This is a genomic window from Streptococcus anginosus (assembly GCF_001697145.1).
GTDB lineage: Bacteria > Bacillota > Bacilli > Lactobacillales > Streptococcaceae > Streptococcus > Streptococcus hominis.
In genome coordinates, this window is the sequence record NZ_CP012719.1 from 1148274 (window position 1) to 1164338 (window position 16065).

Genomic DNA, 16065 nt, shown 5'->3' on the forward strand with positions numbered 1-16065 from the left:
TCTTTCCTCTAGCTGATTCTCGCTAAAATTTTATAGTTCAACTTCTTCTAAATCCTTGACTAAGTGAACATTTTTAAAAACGGAACTGGCATCTCTGCGCATTTGACCTATATCTTTTGATAGAAAGCGTGCGCTAATATGATTGAGAAGGAGGCGCTTGACACCAGCTTCTCTAGCAATTTCTGCTGCTTGCATATTGGTAGAGTGACCGTGATTGCGAGCGATTTTCTCATCTCCTTTGCCATAAGTGGACTCGTGCACCAAAACATCTGCATTGACAGCCAGTCGCACGCTAGCATTCGTTTTACGCGTATCTCCTAGAATAGTGATGATTTTCCCAGGTCGTGGAGCTGAAATGTAATCCGCTGCTATAATCTTTGTTCCGTCTTCTAGCACTACATCCTCTCCATTTTTTACCTTACCAAAGAGAGGCCCAAAAGGAAGCCCCGCAGCTTTTAACTTCTCTGCATCCAAGGTTCCCTCTAAGTCTTTCTGCATAATGCGATAACCCACACAAAAAATACTGTGGTCTAGCTTCTCGGCATAAACTGTAAATTTGTCAGTTTCCAAAATTTTCCCTAAGCTTTTTTCGTCAAACTCATGAAAATGAATCCGATAAGGCAGACGAGACCCTGACACACGCAGACTTGTCATGACAAAACTTTTGATGCCAACTGGTCCATAGATTTCAATATCAGTTTGCTCTTCATTGGCTTGAAATGCTCGACTGGAGAGAAAACCCGGCAGACCAAAAATATGATCCCCATGCAGATGAGTGATAAAAATTTTTCTAATCTTTCTGGGACGAATTGTTGTCTCTAAAATACGATTCTGGGTTCCTTCACCGCAATCAAACATCCAGATTTCATTGATTTCATCCAATAATTTCAAAACCAGACTGGATACATTGCGAGCCTTAGACGGCTGACCTGCTCCTGTACCTAAAAATTGTAGTTGCATATTATTCTCTCTATTTTTCCTTAATATAAATCATAGCAGAGCGATTCTGCGAGCGATAGTAAAGCTGACCAGAATAGTCTTGAGCCAACTGGATTAGCTCTTCCTGATTGTACCCTTCCAGTTTCAGGCGACCATCTGCTAGCTTATAAAGATCTGTCAGAGCAGAGAGCGGCTGCTTTTGGACTACTTCTTCAGGAATTGCTGGCATCATCCGAATGACATTTTCCTCTTCATAAACCAGATAGTGGGGAAAAATCTGAGCAATTTCAAAAAGCAGATCAGACTGAATTACCTCTGGACATTCTGGAAAAATCAAACCAATCCCATCTTCGTTTTCAAAGCAGAAACCATAAGACTTACCTGAAAGATTCAGACGGATAAAAGGTTTTTCCTCATCAAAACTAGGGTGGTCATTAAAAAGGGCTAATTCTTTACTTAATTCTAAAAAATAATCCATTGCAGCTTCCGGACTCTTTTTTTGATAGAGTTCCGAAAAATACGCATTGATAACGCTAGGCGGTGGCGTGATAAAAGTCATTTTTTGCGAATCAGACAACCTGTCCAAAACCTTTTCTAGGTAAACACGGTCTAAGCTCGTAAAACCGCCATATTTAAGTGCTAAATTGATATAATCAGTCATAAAATTCTTCTAGTCTCCATTTATTTTTTTCTGCTATATAGCCAGAAATCATTTCACTTTCTTCCAGATACTCTCTCTTATCAATGATTGCCAGACTTTCCAATTCATGTAACTTATAAGCCTTGCTAGGACTAACCCTGATACGAAAAGGGACAAAAAGTTCTCTCATCTTATTCAACAGAGCATTCTGCAAAACTGTTCTGCTATTTTCATTTTTCGCCGAAATCAGGACATAGGGAGTTAAGGTTGGAGTAAAGTTCTCTGCTTTGTCTGCTTTATTATAGAGGGTCAAGCGAGGAATGTCTAGCATATCCAAGTCCTTCATAATAGCCAAGACCGTTTTTTCATGTTCTTCGTGGTTAGGGTTGCTAGCGTCAATCACATGAACTAAAAGGTCCACATTTTTACTCTCTTCCAAAGTGGATTTGAAGCTAGATATTAACTCGGTTGGTAAGTCTTGAATAAATCCGACCGTATCCGTCAATGTTACATTGAATCTGCCTGTCAGATTGACGCTTTTAGTTGTCGCATCCAAAGTAGCAAAAAGTTCGTCCGCCTCATATTGACTCTTGTTGGTCAAGGCATTCATAATGGTAGACTTTCCAGCATTAGTGTAACCAATCAGACCGATTTTAAAAACACTAGAATCCAAACGTTTTTCCCGTACAGTTGCGCGGTTTTTCTCTACAATTTTGAGTTGGCGCTCGATATCGTGGATCTGATTGCGAACACTACGACGATTGAGTTCCAACTGACTTTCACCAGGACCGCGGGAACCAATTCCCCCAGCCTGACGGCTGAGCATGATCCCCTGTCCGACCAAGCGAGGCAAGAGATATTTGAGCTGAGCCAAATGAACTTGAAGTTTTCCTTCGTGGCTTCTAGCCCGCATAGCAAAAATATCCAAAATTAATTGCATGCGATCAATAACCTTAACCCCTAGAATTTCTTCCAAATTGATATTCTGGCGAGGTGTCAGACGATTATTGACAATGACGGTGGAAATCTCATCTGCTTCTACCATACGCTTGATTTCTTCTAATTTTCCAGCACCAACAAAAGTCTTGCTATCATACTTCTCTCGTTTCTGAGTGTAAGAGGAAACCACCTGAGCACCAGCAGTCTTGGCTAAACTGGCTAATTCTTCCATAGACATGGAGAAATTTTCTATTCCCTGCAATTCTACTCCGATGAGGATCACTCGTTCCTGCTGTTTTTCTGTTTCAATCATTCAAAAATTCCTCTATATCCTGCATAATCCGCTCTTTGACATTCGGCTCTGAAACCTGATAAAAAGTAGCATTCATGCGATTTCTGAACCAAGTTAGCTGACGTTTAGCAAAGCGGCGAGTATTTTGTTTAAGTTTATTGATAGCTTCCTCTAAGGTCAACTCCCCAGCAAAGTAGGGGAAAAGTTCCTTGTAGCCAATTCCTTTGCTGGCTTGGACATGTGGATAGTTGTCATAAAGCCACTTCGCCTCTTCTAAAAGTCCAGCCTTTAGCATTAGATCCACTCGCTGATTGATACGCTCATAGAGAACTTCTCGGTCATCGTCCAGACAAATCAGCAGGGCTTCATAGTCAGGCTGTTTGTTTTCAAGTTCATTCCCCAAATGAGCAATTTCCAGCGCTCGCATAGCCCGCCTGCGGTTAATCTGGGGAATTTCCAATCCCAGCTCTGCTATTTTGCCAAATAATTCCTCATCAGCCAAGGTATCTAGTTCGGCTCGATAAGCTAAAATCTCTTCATGAGAAGCTAAACCGCCCAGATGATAGCCCTCCAGCAAACTTTGAATGTAAAGCCCCGTTCCGCCTGCAATAATCGGCAGTTTCCCTTTTGCTACAATCATCTCAACAGCAGCCTCGGCTTCTTTTACAAAGTCAAAGGCTGAATAAGACTCGGTCACTTCCCGAACATCTATCAAATAATGAGGAATCCCCTCCTGCTCACCTGGAGTGACTTTAGCCGTTCCGATGTTCAGTTTTCTATACACTTGCTGACTATCACCGCTAATAATCTCACCATTGAAACGTTTTGCGAGGTCTATACTGAGAGCTGTTTTTCCGACAGCAGTTGGTCCTACAATTACAATTATCTTGGTTTTCATCTTTTCCCTTGAAAAAAATTTAATTTTTCGTTACTATATATTATAACATAAATAAAGTTCAGAAAAGGAGAAATCTCATGGCTAAAGGATTTGTTAAAGGTGTTGTAACTGGCGTAGCTGGTACTGTTGCTGCTGTTGCAGGTGCAGTTTATACATTCAAGAAAAAAGTGATTGAACCTGAAGAAAAGAAAGCAGCTTTCATCGAAGAAAACCGTAAAAAAGCAGCTCGCAAACGTGTATCACACTAAAAACCATTCATTTCATATAAAAACTCCAATAGATAACTCACTAGAAAAATGAGTATCTGTTGGAGTTTTTTTACACGTTTTTTCTCATACTGCAACGGTCAGTTTTTTATTCATAACGCAAGGATTCGATTGGATCCAATTTAGAAGCCTTATTAGCTGGCAAAATACCGAAAACAATTCCGATAGTTGCAGAAAAAAGCACACTTCCGACAGCAGACACAGTCGTAATAGTAGGTGGAGCTCCGAAAAATGCATCCAAACTATGACCGATAGATGCCACGATAAGAGCTGCTAAAGCAAGCCCAATCAAACCGCCAATCGCTGTCAACACCATTGACTCAATGACAAATTGCATCAAGATATTGCCACGGGTTGCTCCAAGGGCTTTTCGAAGACCGATTTCACGGGTTCGTTCTGTCACTGATACAAGCATAATATTCATAACACCGATACCACCAACGAGAAGTGCTATCCCGGCAATCGCTCCAAAAACCACTTGCACAATGGCAACCTGACTTTGGATAGCAGCCAATTGACTGGCTTGATCAAACATCTGGTACTCGCCTTCTCTCACACCGGACAATTTTGTCATCAAGCGCGCAGCTGCACTTCCGTCTTTCAACACATCATCTAATTTTTTTACATGTACCACGACATTCATAATCTCAGCAACATTGTATTCAGCTGCCAACTGAGTGTTAGCCATTAGTAAATTTCCGTTGTTCATATTGGCTAAGCGATTTCGCGTTTCATTCGGATCTTTATAAACCCCAATCACACGGTAATTATTAGATCCCAGCTGGACAATCTGATTGAGCGCCTTATCTGCACCTCCAAAAAGAATATCAGCTAGTTTCGTATCCAGTAATACAACTCTTGCAAATGTTTGATAATCATTTGATTTCAATGTACGTCCTGCAACGATTTGGTATTTCTTTACCGTAAAGTAAGTGGAATTGATACCCGTTATAGGAATATTATCCGCCTTCTTCTTACCATAATTTACTGTAGCGGTTGTGTTATTTGTAACATAATAATTGTCAATTCCGCTAATATCATTAACCGCTTGCTTGACCCAAACTTCTTGGATTTGAGGCTCTTCTTCTGTCGAAACTGTCTCATCACCATTTCCACTTTCGGCATCATCACGCATCTCTTGATACGTCATAACACCGTCACCGTTTTTACTTCTCTTGTGTGAGTAAAATAAGGAAACATCTTGCTGGGCACCACCTAGAACATCTGTGAAGGCATTGGACATACCACTTCCTAGAGCCACAATAACAACAACAGACATAACACCAATGATAATGCCCAACATCGTTAAGAAAGAGCGCATTTTATGCCCCATAATGGAGTTGATTGCAAATTTCCAATTCTGCATCATGCTTCTCCTTTCTTACTGTCTGATGAGATGACACCGTCTCGAATAACGATTTGTCGTTTTGCAAAGGCTGCAATCTCAGGCTCATGAGTGACCATGATAATGGTTTTTCCTTCACGATTTAGCTCCGTCAGCAATTCCATAATTTGCTCACCCGTCTTGGTATCCAAGGCTCCCGTCGGCTCATCTGCTAAGATAATGGAGGGATGATTGACCAAGGCACGCGCAATAGCCACCCGCTGCTTTTGACCACCAGAAAGTTCTGACGGCAAATGGTGCATCCGCTTTTCCAACTCAACTTTTTTAAGATATTGCTCTGCTAAAGCTTTCCGTTTGGATTGAGAAACCCCTGCATAAATCAAAGGAAGTTCTACATTTTGAAGAGCATTTAATTTTGACAAGAGGAAGAATTGTTGGAAAACGAAGCCAATCTGCTGATTACGCACTTTGGCTAGCTTTTTCTCACTGAGCTTGGCAACTTCTTCACCTTCCAAGTAATATTCACCACTCGTTGGGCGATCCAACATACCAATGATATTCATCAAGGTTGACTTTCCTGAGCCAGAAGGCCCCATAATCGCAACAAATTCACCTTCTTCAACTTCTAAATGAACATCTTTCAAAACTTGAAGCTCCTGATCTCCATTGCGATAACTTTTGCTAACATTTTTTAAATCAATGAGTTTCTTCATACGATTTCACCTCTTGACCGTCTTTCAAGCTATCTGTTGGATTGGTGATAACTTTACTATCTTTTGTCAAACCAGATGAGATTTCTTGATTTTTAGCATCTGCATTTCCCAGTGTTACTTGCACTTTTTTTGCAGTTCCTTTTTCTAATGTCCAAACATAGTTTTTATTATTTTCAGAAACAACACTGCTGACCGGCACTAAAATCCCTCTTGTATTGTTTTTTACTTCAACATTGACGGAAAATCCTTGCTTCAAATCACCAATTTCGCTTGTAATATCTACTGTATAAGGGTATTTTGCTCCTGAATTTACAGTGCCTGCACCAGCTGCCGCTGCATTTTGACTGTCTTTTGGATAATTTGAGATATAGCTGATTTTCCCAGTCCATTTCTTATCTGGATAGACCTTGGACGTAATCGTCACTTCTTGCCCGACTGAAAGATTTGCCAGATTATACTCTGATAATTCGCCCTTCACTTGAAGGTTGCCGTTATTGACAATATGAACGAGTGTTTGATTAGTACCTGTCGTAGACTTAGAAACATCACGATTGACTTCTACTACAGTCCCATTATTTGTACTGGTGACAGTCGTTGCATCTAGTAATGCCTGTGCTTTATTGACATTGTCCACAGCATCTGCGCGACTGTCCTGCAAATCGTTTAATTGAGAATCCACCGAACGTTGTGCAGACGCAGTTGTTTTATTATCTGCCGCTTCATCACCCGTCACATCAACAGTTGTTCCATACGTTTTCAAATCATAAATTTGGCGATCAATCTTGTTTAAAGCACGAACAGCAGTATCATATGTAGCTTGTGCTTCAACACTCTTGTATTGAACTAAGGCTTGTCCGGCTGTAACTTGATCTCCAACATTTACAAGAACATTATCCAAATCGCCCTTTGTCCCGTCATAGTAGACATATTGCTCATTGTTAGCCGCAACATTTCCTGACAGCAAAGCAGATGAAGCAACTGACCCTTCTTTTGCTTTCTGCACTTGAATCGTTTCTTCTTTATCTTTATCAGCAGTACTATTACCATTAAACAATAACATGGTACCTATCGCTCCTAAAACGACAACTACAGTTACACCAATCAAGCTGTACAACTGCCACTTTTTCAATTTTTTCATCTCTTTCTCCTCCTGATGAAAACGGTCTATTTTTTATATTATAACACATACGATTAAAAATAAAATAACATCTATAAGAAATCCTTTACTCTTTTAACATCCATCTACCTTCTTTCTAGTTATTTCATATTGTATTAAATATATAATACAATAATACAATTGAATAATCAAGCCTTTTATCAATTTTTGTAGCAGATTTTTGCAATCATTTTCCAAAAACGTTACAATGATTTCATACTATAGATAAAAGGAGACTCGTATGAGAACATTTGACATCATTGCTATTGGGGGCGGTAGCGGAGGAATTGCAACCATGAATCGTGCTGGAGAACACGGTGCAAAAGCTGCCGTTATTGAAGAAAAGAAATTAGGAGGCACCTGTGTCAACGTCGGCTGTGTTCCTAAAAAAATCATGTGGTATGGTGCCCAAATCGCTGAAGCCATTCAAGATTACGGACCAGACTATGGTTTTACTTCGGATAATCAGCAGTTTGACTTTAAGATGCTTCGGAAAAATCGCGAAGCCTATATTGATCGTGCCCGCAATTCTTACAATAATAGTTTCAATCGAAATGGCGTCGAGCTGATTGAAGGTCGCGCTAAATTCATAGACCGTCATACGGTTGAAGTCAACGGCGAGCTTATCCAAGCCAAGCACATTGTCATCGCAACTGGTGCTCACCCTCATATTCCAGCAGTATCTGGAGCAGAATTCGGCGAAACCTCTGACGATGTTTTTGCATGGGAAGAACTCCCTCAATCCGTTGCCATTCTCGGTGCCGGCTATATCGCAGTTGAACTAGCCGGACTCCTTCATGCTCTGGGTGTAAAAACAGACCTTTTCGTTCGTCGAGATCGTCCTCTCCGCAACTTTGATTCTTATATCATTGATGGTCTTGTGGAAGAAATGAAGAAATCAGGTCCTACTCTACATACTCACAAAATACCAGAAAAGCTTGAAAAACTTGAAAACGGAGCGATTCGCATTACCTTTGAGGACGGAACGAGCCACACCGCTCAACACGTCATCTGGGCAACTGGGCGAACTGCAAACACCAAAGGGTTGAATTTAGAGGCGGCTGGTATTACCCTAAATTCTCCTGGCTTTATAGCAGTTGACGAATTTCAAAATACAGCAACACCGGGGATTTATGCTCTAGGAGATGTTACAGGCGAAAAAGAATTAACCCCTGTTGCTATCAAAGCAGGTCGTACCTTAGCCGAGCGCTTATTTAATGGAAAAACTGAAGCTAAAATGGATTATTCTAACATTCCAACTGTTGTCTTCTCTCATCCAGCGATTGGAACCGTTGGCTTGACCGAAGAGCAGGCAATCCAACAATATGGAGCAGAAAACATCCATATTTACACTTCTAACTTTGCTTCCATGTATTCAGCTGTCACCCAACACAGACAACAAGCTAAGTTCAAACTGATTACAACAGGAACAGAAGAGAAAGTCATTGGGCTTCACGGAATTGGCTACGGTGTTGATGAAATGATTCAAGGGTTTGCAGTTGCTATTAAAATGGGAGCGACCAAAGCAGATTTTGATGCGACCGTTGCCATCCATCCTACTGGATCAGAAGAGTTTGTCACCATGCGTTGAGCATCATAAATGTCTTACTCCCCGAATTTTTCCAACTTTATCTCAATAGTCAGAATGGCTGCCAACGTCTCTGACTATTTTAGTTTACACGATAACTTCTTCTCATTCCATAACTTATTCTTTCATTTTATCTGCTAGGGAGTGGGACAGAACTAAAAGTTTTCGATTTTTAGTTCGTAGTCCCACCCCCGCAAGGGTGATTAGGTGCTCTTCCGAGCTTGAACAGTGAATGAAGAGCCCAATCATAGTGGCTTGCTGTGCAAGGCTGATTTCCCGCCTTCAACAATTCACTGAATTGTTGAAGCTACGTTATTCTACGTTATTCGTTTATTACTAAATCTAATAGAAACTGGGACAATTTTTGCCCAGCCTCTCCTTTTTCCTGTGATTTTTTAGTTGATAAAGATGTAAATTTTGTTATGATAATCTCAAAGCTATTTTACGAGGAGGTGCTTTTATGCGAAAGATAAAAACAATTCTGATAACCATCCTACTTATTTTCTTAAATGTCTTTGGACTAATTGCATTTTTGATATTATTCCTTCGCAGTAAACATAAAAGGAAAGCAATATCGCGGAAAAAGTAACCATTTTGACAAAAAGGTAAATTCAGTCTTTCACCTTTTTATTTAACCCTTGACATTTTTCTTATTTATTTTATAATAGTTACCATATTACAAAACAAAGGGTTACAATTATGAAAAAATCATTTACACTTATTTTGCCAGCAATTGGCGCAGCTTTGATAGCCGTTTTTGCTCAAATTACCATTCCTATCGGTCCGGTACCTTTTGCTCTGCAAAATATGGCAATTGGCTTAGTGGCTACTATTTTTCATCGAAAAGAAGCTCTATTAGCAGTCGCTCTTTATCTTCTCTTAGGCGCTATCGGTCTGCCTGTCTTTGCAGGAGGAAACGGTGGATTTCAGGCACTTGTTGGTCCAAATGCAGGTTATCTCTGGTTTTATTTGTTCTACGCCCTAGTAACAGCTAGTCTAACTTCCAAAAATAGTAGCTTTTTGACGATATTCTTATCAAATCTACTCGGAGATGCTTTGGTTTTTGTTGGTGGTGTACTTGGTTTAATGTTTCTAGCAGGTTTTCAACTTGATAAAGCTATTACAGTCGGAGTCATCCCCTTCATTTTACCAGATCTCATAAAACTGATTGCAATTAGTTTTATCAGTAGACCTATTTTTAAAAGCTTAAAAGATCATCCCTACTTTAAAAATTGATAAAGTTGTCTCACTCCCATTATTAGAACTCACGTGTTGTGGGTTCTTTTTACATTGCTCAAAAAGATTTTTTCATTTTATTCTTGACAAAAATGACCAACAGTCCTATTATATTTTAAAAAAAATAATCGACGGTCACCAAAAGGAGCTCACCATGCCTATTAGAAAAGCAGTCCCAAGCGATATTCCAGCACTCAATAATCTCTTAGAGCAAGTCTTGCTTGTTCATCACAACGTCCGACCAGACATTTTCAAAGAGAGTGGTTGCAAATTCAACGATGAACAATTGAAAACACTGATGTCTCAAGAACATACACCAATCTTTGTCTATGAAAATGAAGAAGGTAAAATCTTGGGTCACCTCTTTTGCATCATTAAAGAACCACACAGTCTCGTATTGACACCTATCAAAACACTTTTCATTGAAGACCTTTGCGTTGATGAAAGTGCTCGTGGTCAAAAAATTGGTGAGCAACTCTGCCATTTTGCAGAAGAATTTGCCCAAAAAATTGGCTGTTACAACTTAACCCTTGATGTATGGAATGATAATGTCGCTGCCTTGCGCTTTTATGAACGTTTAGATCTAAAGCCCCAACAAACAATCATGGAAAAAATTTTAAAGAAATAGGAAAAGTGCATGAGTAAGAGAGAAAACAACTGCAATACGAAAAACATGACTAGCCACAACCAAACAATAAGACTGCCCAAAATATTTTTGACTCTTTCTGCAGAAGAAACTACTAAAGGAGCTTTTTATAATGATTTCAAGAAAAATCTACTAAATACAAAAAACGGTTTAAGCCGTTTTTTTATACTCAATTCCAGCCGATTTTATGATAAAATTTCTGCTAAATTTGCAATCATATCTTTTAATTGTTTTTCAAGAATTTCAGGGCTAGCAGTAATGCTCATTAGTAAAGTATTTAAAGATTGCTCAAATTGATTAGGAAGAAGGTTCGCATGCGCTGCTGCATATGATATCATTCTCTTCTCGCCGGGGTGGGTCAATTCATTAACTGCAAAAATGATGTCAAAATAGGATTCTAAAAAGGCTGCTACACGATGATTGACACTGACAAAGTCTTTTCGTTTTGCTGCTTTTAAAATCTGCATATCGTAGGACGGCAAATGTCCGGTTAACAAACTAAAATTTCGTGAAATGATATTGTCTTTTAATTTTTGAGGAAAAGGAATGTCAAACCGTTTTTTCAATTTTCCGAACTCTCCATTAGCATCATAAAGAATCTTGCAGGTTTTTAAATTGTGCCAAAAGCAAGTGGTGTAGCCATTTCCTGCTTGGTGCTTTTCGACAACATTTTCAATATCTCGCGCAAAATCACGAATATTCCGATAAAGAATATCAATATCAATGCCATTATTTAAGGTACAGTCGTCTTCCAATTCCCAAAATTGATTGCTTATTTCCATATAAGAACAATATTGGGTCAAAATCAACTTCCGACTGTCTTCATCTGGAATGCTCGTGCAGTAAATATATAAATCATAGTCCGAAGTCTCATCATAAGTTTCTCCGCTACGAGATCCGCCTAAGGCAATCGCTATCACTTCTGGTAAATTGGAAAATGCTTTCCAAAGTTGTGTAAAAACTGTCATTTTCTCCTCCGATATAAAACTTTTCCTTATTATACATTATATTACTACAAGAAAAAACTCCTAAACTTCAATTTAGGAGCTTTTCATGTCTTACCGCACTTCTGCACCAATCGTTACTTCAAGAGACTTTTGGATTTTTTCCATATAACGAGCTACTTCCTCATCTTCCAGAGTATCCTCTGGATTTTGGAAAGTTAAGGTGTAAGCCATTGATTTCATGCCGAGTCCCAGTTTTTCACCTGAGAAGACGTCAAATAATTTGATATCTGTCAAGCGTTTCACACCAGCAGCCTCAATAGCTTCAACGACTTCTTTGTGACTGATTTCTGCTTTCAGAAGCAGTGCTATATCACGTGTTACAGCTGGGAATTTGGTAATTTCTACAAATGGTTTTGCTGGTTGCATTACTTGTTCAATCGCTGTCAAGTTGATTTCTGCTACATACGTTTCTGGGATATTATAATCCTTAGCAGTTACTGGATGAACTTGACCGACAAAACCAACGACTTGTCCGTCTAGTGAAATAGTCGCTGTACGACCTGGGTGCATACCAGCTAATGCTTGTGTCGCTGTGTACTCTACTTTTAGACCCAGACGGTCAAAAAGTGCTTCCAAAATTCCTTTTGCATAAAAGAAATCAACTGGTACAGCTGGAGTTTGAAAATCCTTTTCAGTAACCAAACCTGTCAAAGCAAAGGCAAAGCTGTTGATTTCAGTTGGCAATTCTTCCTGTGGATTCCCCGTTTGCTCGAAGACTTTTCCGATTTCATACAGAGCCAAGTCCTTATTTTTACGTGCTACATTATAGGCAACAGTATCCAAAATGCCAGCTACCATATTTTGACGAAGAACGCTGCGATCTACTGTCATCGGCCACATCAGCTCTGTCAAGTTACTTGGATTAGTGCTAAATTGCACAGCTTTTTCAGGAGTAGTCAAAGCATAGGTGATAACTTCTATCAAACCAGCACCTTCTGCAACTGTACGAACTTTGCGACGAAGTTTTTGGGTTTCTGTCAATTGACCAGCTGTTCCGTCACCTTTTGGAAGAGTTGCTGGTAATTTATCATAACCATAGATACGCGCAATTTCCTCATAAAGGTCTGCTTCAATGTGAATATCCCAACGGCGACGTGGTACGCTGACTGTGAATTTCTCTGCATCGCCAGTAAGACCAAAACCAAGGCGACGGAAAACATCTTCAATATCTATATAGGTTAATTCCGTTCCAAGTACACGATTGACATCTGATAATGTTGAAACAACTTCAACATCTGATGTGTCTAATTGACCCGCTGAGACGATACCGGCTTGTACCGTTGCACCTGCAAGATCTGCAATCATGCTAGCCGCAGCATCTAGAGCTTCTGTTACTGTCGCTAGGTTAATTCCTTTTTCAAAGCGAGAGGATGATTCTGAACGAAGATTGAGACGTCCGCTCGTCTTACGAATGGAAGTTCCGTCAAAAACTGCTGCTTCAAGCACTACACGCCTTGATTGAGAAGAAATTTCCGTTGCAGCTCCACCCATGACACCAGCAAGAGCGACTGGCTTATCTGCTACCGCAATCACAAGATCGCTCGTTTCTAATTCGCGCTCTTCATCATCAAGAGTTACTAATTTTTCACCCGCACGCGCTTCGCGCACCACAATTTGATTGCCCTCAAAAGTATCTAAATCAAAGGCGTGCATTGGTTGTCCAAAGTAAAGTAGAATATAATTTGTCACATCTACTACATTGTTGATAGGACGAATCCCTGCATTCATAAGCAGATTTTGAAGCCATTGCGGACTTGGAGCAATGGTTACATTTTCCAAAATACGTGCTGCATAAAAAGGAGCCTTGTCCGTTTCAATCGCAACAGAAAGTTGTTCTCCAGCTTGCTCTTGTGTTTCCAACAACGGAAAATCTTTAAAATGAACCGACTTGTCGTAGATAGCCGCTACCTCATACGCTACTCCACGCATTGAAAGCGCATCTGCACGGTTCGGCGTGATAGAAAGCTCAATAATTTCATCATCCAAGTCAAGATAAGGAAAAACGGAATCCCCCGGTACAGCTTCTTCTGGCAAAATTTGAATACCGTCGGAAAATTCTTTTGGAACAACCGAGTCCGAAATGCCTAATTCTCCAAGGGAACAAATCATTCCAAGGGATTCTAACCCACGAATTTTTCCTTTTTTAATTTTGTAATTATCCGCAATGCGAGCTCCTGGAAGAGCTACCATAACCTTGATTCCTGCTCGTATATTTGGAGCACCGCAAACGATTTGTCGAAGCGCTTCTTCTCCAACATTCACTTGACAGACATGGAGATGTGTTTCAGCTACATCTTCACAGCTAATCACTTCACCAACTACAATTTTTGACAATCCCTCAGCAGGAGAGCTGACCCCTTCTACTTCAATCCCTGTCGTTGACATTTTTTCAGCTAATTCTTCACTTAGCACATCAACATCAACTAGTTCTTTTAACCATTTATAACTTACTAGCATAATTCATCTATATGAGTGCATAGAAATCTTTGAGAACTATTGTTTCTGCTCAAAAATTTTGCCTCATATTACTTCCTTTCTTTTTGAAGCTGGGACAAGTGCCCAAGCCAAGTGCTTTTTCGCTTAATTTAATTCTTTCCGAATGAGCCAGTCAATATCAACCGTTTCACCAGTCGCATACTCATGCTCACTAAAACGTTCAAAACCATATTTAAAGTAAAAGTTTTGCGCTTTGAAATTCTTTTCCCAAACACCTAGCCAAATCCACGAAAACTTTCGTTTAGTAGCTTCTTGCATGGCAAAATTAAACATTTCCTTGCCAAAGCCCTGTCCTTGATAAGGTTTCAAAACATAAATCCGATGAACCTCAAAAGCATTCTCCATTGAGTGTTCTGATTCTACTGGCTCAGTCTGTGCTTGCCCCCAGTTAAATTTGAGAAAGCCAACAATCTTTTCTTTCTCATCTAGTGCAAAATAAGTCTCCGACTCTACTTGCGCCAAATCCTTCTGAATCTGCTCAAGGGAGAGTTCATGAGTAAAATAATCTTGCATATCTTTCACTTTGATATAAGGGCCGAAAGTTTCTTGATAAGTTTGCACTTCCAGTTCTCGTAGAACTTCAACCTGTCCTTCTTTTACTTTTACTAACATAGCATTTATTTAAATTGTTCTGAAAAACGAACATCACCTTGATAGAAGCCACGAATATCATTGATACCGTAGCGCAGCATAGCCACCCGTTCTTGACCCAGTCCAAAAGCAAAGCCAGAATAAACATCAGCATCAATGCCACTCATTTCAAGGACACGAGGGTGCACCATTCCAGCTCCCATAATTTCAATCCAGCCAGTCTTTTTGCAAACATTGCATCCTTGCCCACCGCATTTAAAGCAAGAAACATCCACCTCAACAGACGGCTCTGTAAATGGGAAATAAGACGGACGCAGACGAATACTGCGGTCTTCTCCAAACATTTTTTGCACAATGAGCTGCAATGTTCCTTGAAGGTCTGCCATAGAAATATTTTTCCCGACAACCAAACCTTCGATTTGGTGGAACTGGTGAGAATGCGTCGCATCGTCCGTATCCCGTCGGAACACACGCCCTGGCGAGATCATTTTCAGAGGACCTTTAGAAAAATCATGAGCGTCCATAGCACGAGCTTGAACTGGGCTGGTGTGAGTACGCAGCAAAATTTCTTCTGTAATGTAGAAAGTATCCTGCATGTCACGCGCTGGGTGGTCTTTTGGCAAATTCATCCGCTCAAAGTTGTAATAGTCTGTTTCAACTTCAAAACCATCTACGACTTGATAGCCCATACCGATAAAAATATCTTCAATTTCTTCACTTGTTTGGCTAAGAACATGACGATTCCCAGCAGGAATTTTCCGACCAGGAAGGGTGACATCTACTGACTCCCTCGCCAACTGATTAGCAACTTTTTGCTCTTCTAGTAGCTTTGCAGATTCTTCAAAAGCAGCGGTCAAAATATCTCGTGCTTCATTGACATGCTTCCCGATAATCGGACGCATATCGGCAGAGACGTCTTTCATTCCTTTTAAAATCTCTGTTAAAGAGCCTTTTTTCCCAAGAACAGAAACTCGTAGATTTTGCATTTCTTTTTCATTTTCAGTCGAGATTTTTTTCAACGACGCCAGCGTTTCTTCTCTAAGCTTATTTAATTGTTCTTCAATGGTTGACATAATTCCTCCAAATATAAAAACCGCATGCCAAACTCCATAAGCGGAGCGTTGACACGCGGTACCATCCGTTTTTATCTGGTTTCCCAGACCTTAATTCTCAATCCTATTGCAAGTGAATTCACCTAGTTTTCATCTAAAGAGCTCTCAGTCTCTGGCTCTTCTCCCTGTCAAACTTCCCCTAAGCTACTAGTCTTGCGGAATCTTATTTAATTAGTTGATATTATACCAAATTTTATAGGA

15 protein-coding genes are annotated in these 16065 nt (G+C 40.0%); 4 read left to right on the forward strand and 11 right to left on the reverse strand.

Annotated elements, in window-relative coordinates; all coding sequences use genetic code 11:
* Nucleotides 1-30: 30 nt before the first annotated feature.
* Genes rnz through miaA form a run of 4 tightly spaced genes read right to left on the reverse strand, consistent with a single transcriptional unit; the run spans nt 31 to nt 3708 of the window.
* Nucleotides 31-960, reverse strand: coding sequence for a ribonuclease Z (gene rnz, locus SanJ4206_RS05630; RefSeq protein ID WP_003029253.1), 930 nt, complete (start codon nt 958-960; stop codon nt 31-33).
* Between the two features lie 10 nt (nt 961-970).
* Complete coding sequence (locus SanJ4206_RS05635) at nt 971-1600, reverse strand: hypothetical protein (protein WP_003029252.1); 630 nt, start codon at nt 1598-1600, stop codon at nt 971-973.
* On the reverse strand, nt 1593-2831 hold the full coding sequence (hflX, locus tag SanJ4206_RS05640) for a GTPase HflX (protein ID WP_003029250.1): 1239 nt from the start codon (nt 2829-2831) through the stop codon (nt 1593-1595). The genes SanJ4206_RS05635 and hflX overlap by 8 nt, the downstream gene beginning before the upstream one ends.
* Entirely contained in the window at nt 2824-3708 is an 885-nt protein-coding gene (gene miaA / locus SanJ4206_RS05645; RefSeq protein WP_003029248.1) for a tRNA (adenosine(37)-N6)-dimethylallyltransferase MiaA, read from the reverse strand. Before miaA ends, hflX begins: the two co-directional genes overlap by 8 nt.
* A 77-nt stretch (nt 3709-3785) precedes the next feature.
* Here miaA and SanJ4206_RS05650 point away from each other — a divergent pair, with 77 nt between their 5' ends.
* A complete protein-coding gene (locus SanJ4206_RS05650; protein ID WP_003024081.1) occupies nt 3786-3956 on the forward strand; it encodes a DUF3042 family protein in 171 nt (56 codons plus the stop codon).
* A 106-nt stretch (nt 3957-4062) separates the two neighbouring features.
* On the opposite strand, the gene SanJ4206_RS05655 is transcribed toward SanJ4206_RS05650, so the two are convergent.
* From SanJ4206_RS05655 to SanJ4206_RS05665, 3 genes are read right to left on the reverse strand one after another with little or no spacing between them, the layout of a single operon-like run.
* Nucleotides 4063-5340, reverse strand: coding sequence for an ABC transporter permease (locus tag SanJ4206_RS05655; RefSeq protein ID WP_018543525.1), 1278 nt, complete (start codon nt 5338-5340; stop codon nt 4063-4065).
* Complete coding sequence (locus tag SanJ4206_RS05660) at nt 5340-6032, reverse strand: ABC transporter ATP-binding protein (protein WP_003029243.1); 693 nt, start codon at nt 6030-6032, stop codon at nt 5340-5342. The genes SanJ4206_RS05655 and SanJ4206_RS05660 overlap by 1 nt, the downstream gene beginning before the upstream one ends.
* Nucleotides 6016-7170, reverse strand: a complete 1155-nt coding sequence (locus tag SanJ4206_RS05665) for an efflux RND transporter periplasmic adaptor subunit (protein WP_003029240.1) — start codon at nt 7168-7170, stop codon at nt 6016-6018. The genes SanJ4206_RS05660 and SanJ4206_RS05665 overlap by 17 nt, the downstream gene beginning before the upstream one ends.
* Before the next feature lie 259 nt (nt 7171-7429).
* Here SanJ4206_RS05665 and gorA point away from each other — a divergent pair, with 259 nt between their 5' ends.
* The 3 genes from gorA to SanJ4206_RS05680 all read left to right on the forward strand — a co-directional run bounded on the left by gorA (nt 7430) and on the right by SanJ4206_RS05680 (nt 10640).
* Nucleotides 7430-8779 (forward strand): glutathione-disulfide reductase, encoded by a 1350-nt coding sequence (gorA, locus tag SanJ4206_RS05670; RefSeq protein ID WP_003029237.1) that lies wholly within the window; start codon nt 7430-7432, stop codon nt 8777-8779.
* A gap of 696 nt (nt 8780-9475) precedes the next feature.
* The gene (locus SanJ4206_RS05675; protein WP_003029232.1) at nt 9476-10012 is read left to right on the forward strand and encodes a biotin transporter BioY; all 537 of its coding nucleotides are present in this window, start codon (nt 9476-9478) and stop codon (nt 10010-10012) included.
* Nucleotides 10013-10166: 154 nt separating this feature from the next.
* Complete coding sequence (locus tag SanJ4206_RS05680) at nt 10167-10640, forward strand: GNAT family N-acetyltransferase (RefSeq protein ID WP_003029230.1); 474 nt, start codon at nt 10167-10169, stop codon at nt 10638-10640.
* Nucleotides 10641-10843: 203 nt separating this feature from the next.
* On the opposite strand, the gene SanJ4206_RS05685 is transcribed toward SanJ4206_RS05680, so the two are convergent.
* The 4 genes from SanJ4206_RS05685 to pheS form a co-directional block, all read right to left on the reverse strand.
* Entirely contained in the window at nt 10844-11626 is a 783-nt protein-coding gene (locus tag SanJ4206_RS05685) for a nucleotidyltransferase domain-containing protein (RefSeq protein WP_003024059.1), read from the reverse strand.
* 90 nt (nt 11627-11716) lie between these two features.
* On the reverse strand, nt 11717-14122 hold the full coding sequence (gene pheT / locus SanJ4206_RS05690; protein ID WP_157622038.1) for a phenylalanine--tRNA ligase subunit beta: 2406 nt from the start codon (nt 14120-14122) through the stop codon (nt 11717-11719).
* 123 nt (nt 14123-14245) lie between these two features.
* Complete coding sequence (locus SanJ4206_RS05695; protein ID WP_003029225.1) at nt 14246-14773, reverse strand: GNAT family N-acetyltransferase; 528 nt, start codon at nt 14771-14773, stop codon at nt 14246-14248.
* 5 nt (nt 14774-14778) lie between these two features.
* Entirely contained in the window at nt 14779-15825 is a 1047-nt protein-coding gene (pheS, locus tag SanJ4206_RS05700; protein WP_003029223.1) for a phenylalanine--tRNA ligase subunit alpha, read from the reverse strand.
* Between the last annotated feature and the right edge of the window lie 240 nt (nt 15826-16065).

Excerpts from the sequence above, each read along its gene's own strand:
- rnz (WP_003029253.1), bottom strand. The coding sequence starts at position 960 with ATGCAACTACAATTTTTAGGTACAGGAGCAGGTCAGCCGTCTAAGGCT.
- SanJ4206_RS05635 (WP_003029252.1), bottom strand. The coding sequence starts at position 1,600 with ATGACTGATTATATCAATTTAGCACTTAAATATGGCGGTTTTACGAGC.
- hflX (WP_003029250.1), bottom strand. The coding sequence starts at position 2,831 with ATGATTGAAACAGAAAAACAGCAGGAACGAGTGATCCTCATCGGAGTA.
- miaA (WP_003029248.1), bottom strand. The coding sequence starts at position 3,708 with ATGAAAACCAAGATAATTGTAATTGTAGGACCAACTGCTGTCGGAAAA.
- SanJ4206_RS05650 (WP_003024081.1), top strand. The coding sequence starts at position 3,786 with ATGGCTAAAGGATTTGTTAAAGGTGTTGTAACTGGCGTAGCTGGTACT.
- SanJ4206_RS05655 (WP_018543525.1), bottom strand. The coding sequence starts at position 5,340 with ATGCAGAATTGGAAATTTGCAATCAACTCCATTATGGGGCATAAAATG.
- SanJ4206_RS05660 (WP_003029243.1), bottom strand. The coding sequence starts at position 6,032 with ATGAAGAAACTCATTGATTTAAAAAATGTTAGCAAAAGTTATCGCAAT.
- SanJ4206_RS05665 (WP_003029240.1), bottom strand. The coding sequence starts at position 7,170 with ATGAAAAAATTGAAAAAGTGGCAGTTGTACAGCTTGATTGGTGTAACT.
- gorA (WP_003029237.1), top strand. The coding sequence starts at position 7,430 with ATGAGAACATTTGACATCATTGCTATTGGGGGCGGTAGCGGAGGAATT.
- SanJ4206_RS05675 (WP_003029232.1), top strand. The coding sequence starts at position 9,476 with ATGAAAAAATCATTTACACTTATTTTGCCAGCAATTGGCGCAGCTTTG.
- SanJ4206_RS05680 (WP_003029230.1), top strand. The coding sequence starts at position 10,167 with ATGCCTATTAGAAAAGCAGTCCCAAGCGATATTCCAGCACTCAATAAT.
- SanJ4206_RS05685 (WP_003024059.1), bottom strand. The coding sequence starts at position 11,626 with ATGACAGTTTTTACACAACTTTGGAAAGCATTTTCCAATTTACCAGAA.
- pheT (WP_157622038.1), bottom strand. The coding sequence starts at position 14,122 with ATGCTAGTAAGTTATAAATGGTTAAAAGAACTAGTTGATGTTGATGTG.
- SanJ4206_RS05695 (WP_003029225.1), bottom strand. The coding sequence starts at position 14,773 with ATGTTAGTAAAAGTAAAAGAAGGACAGGTTGAAGTTCTACGAGAACTG.
- pheS (WP_003029223.1), bottom strand. The coding sequence starts at position 15,825 with ATGTCAACCATTGAAGAACAATTAAATAAGCTTAGAGAAGAAACGCTG.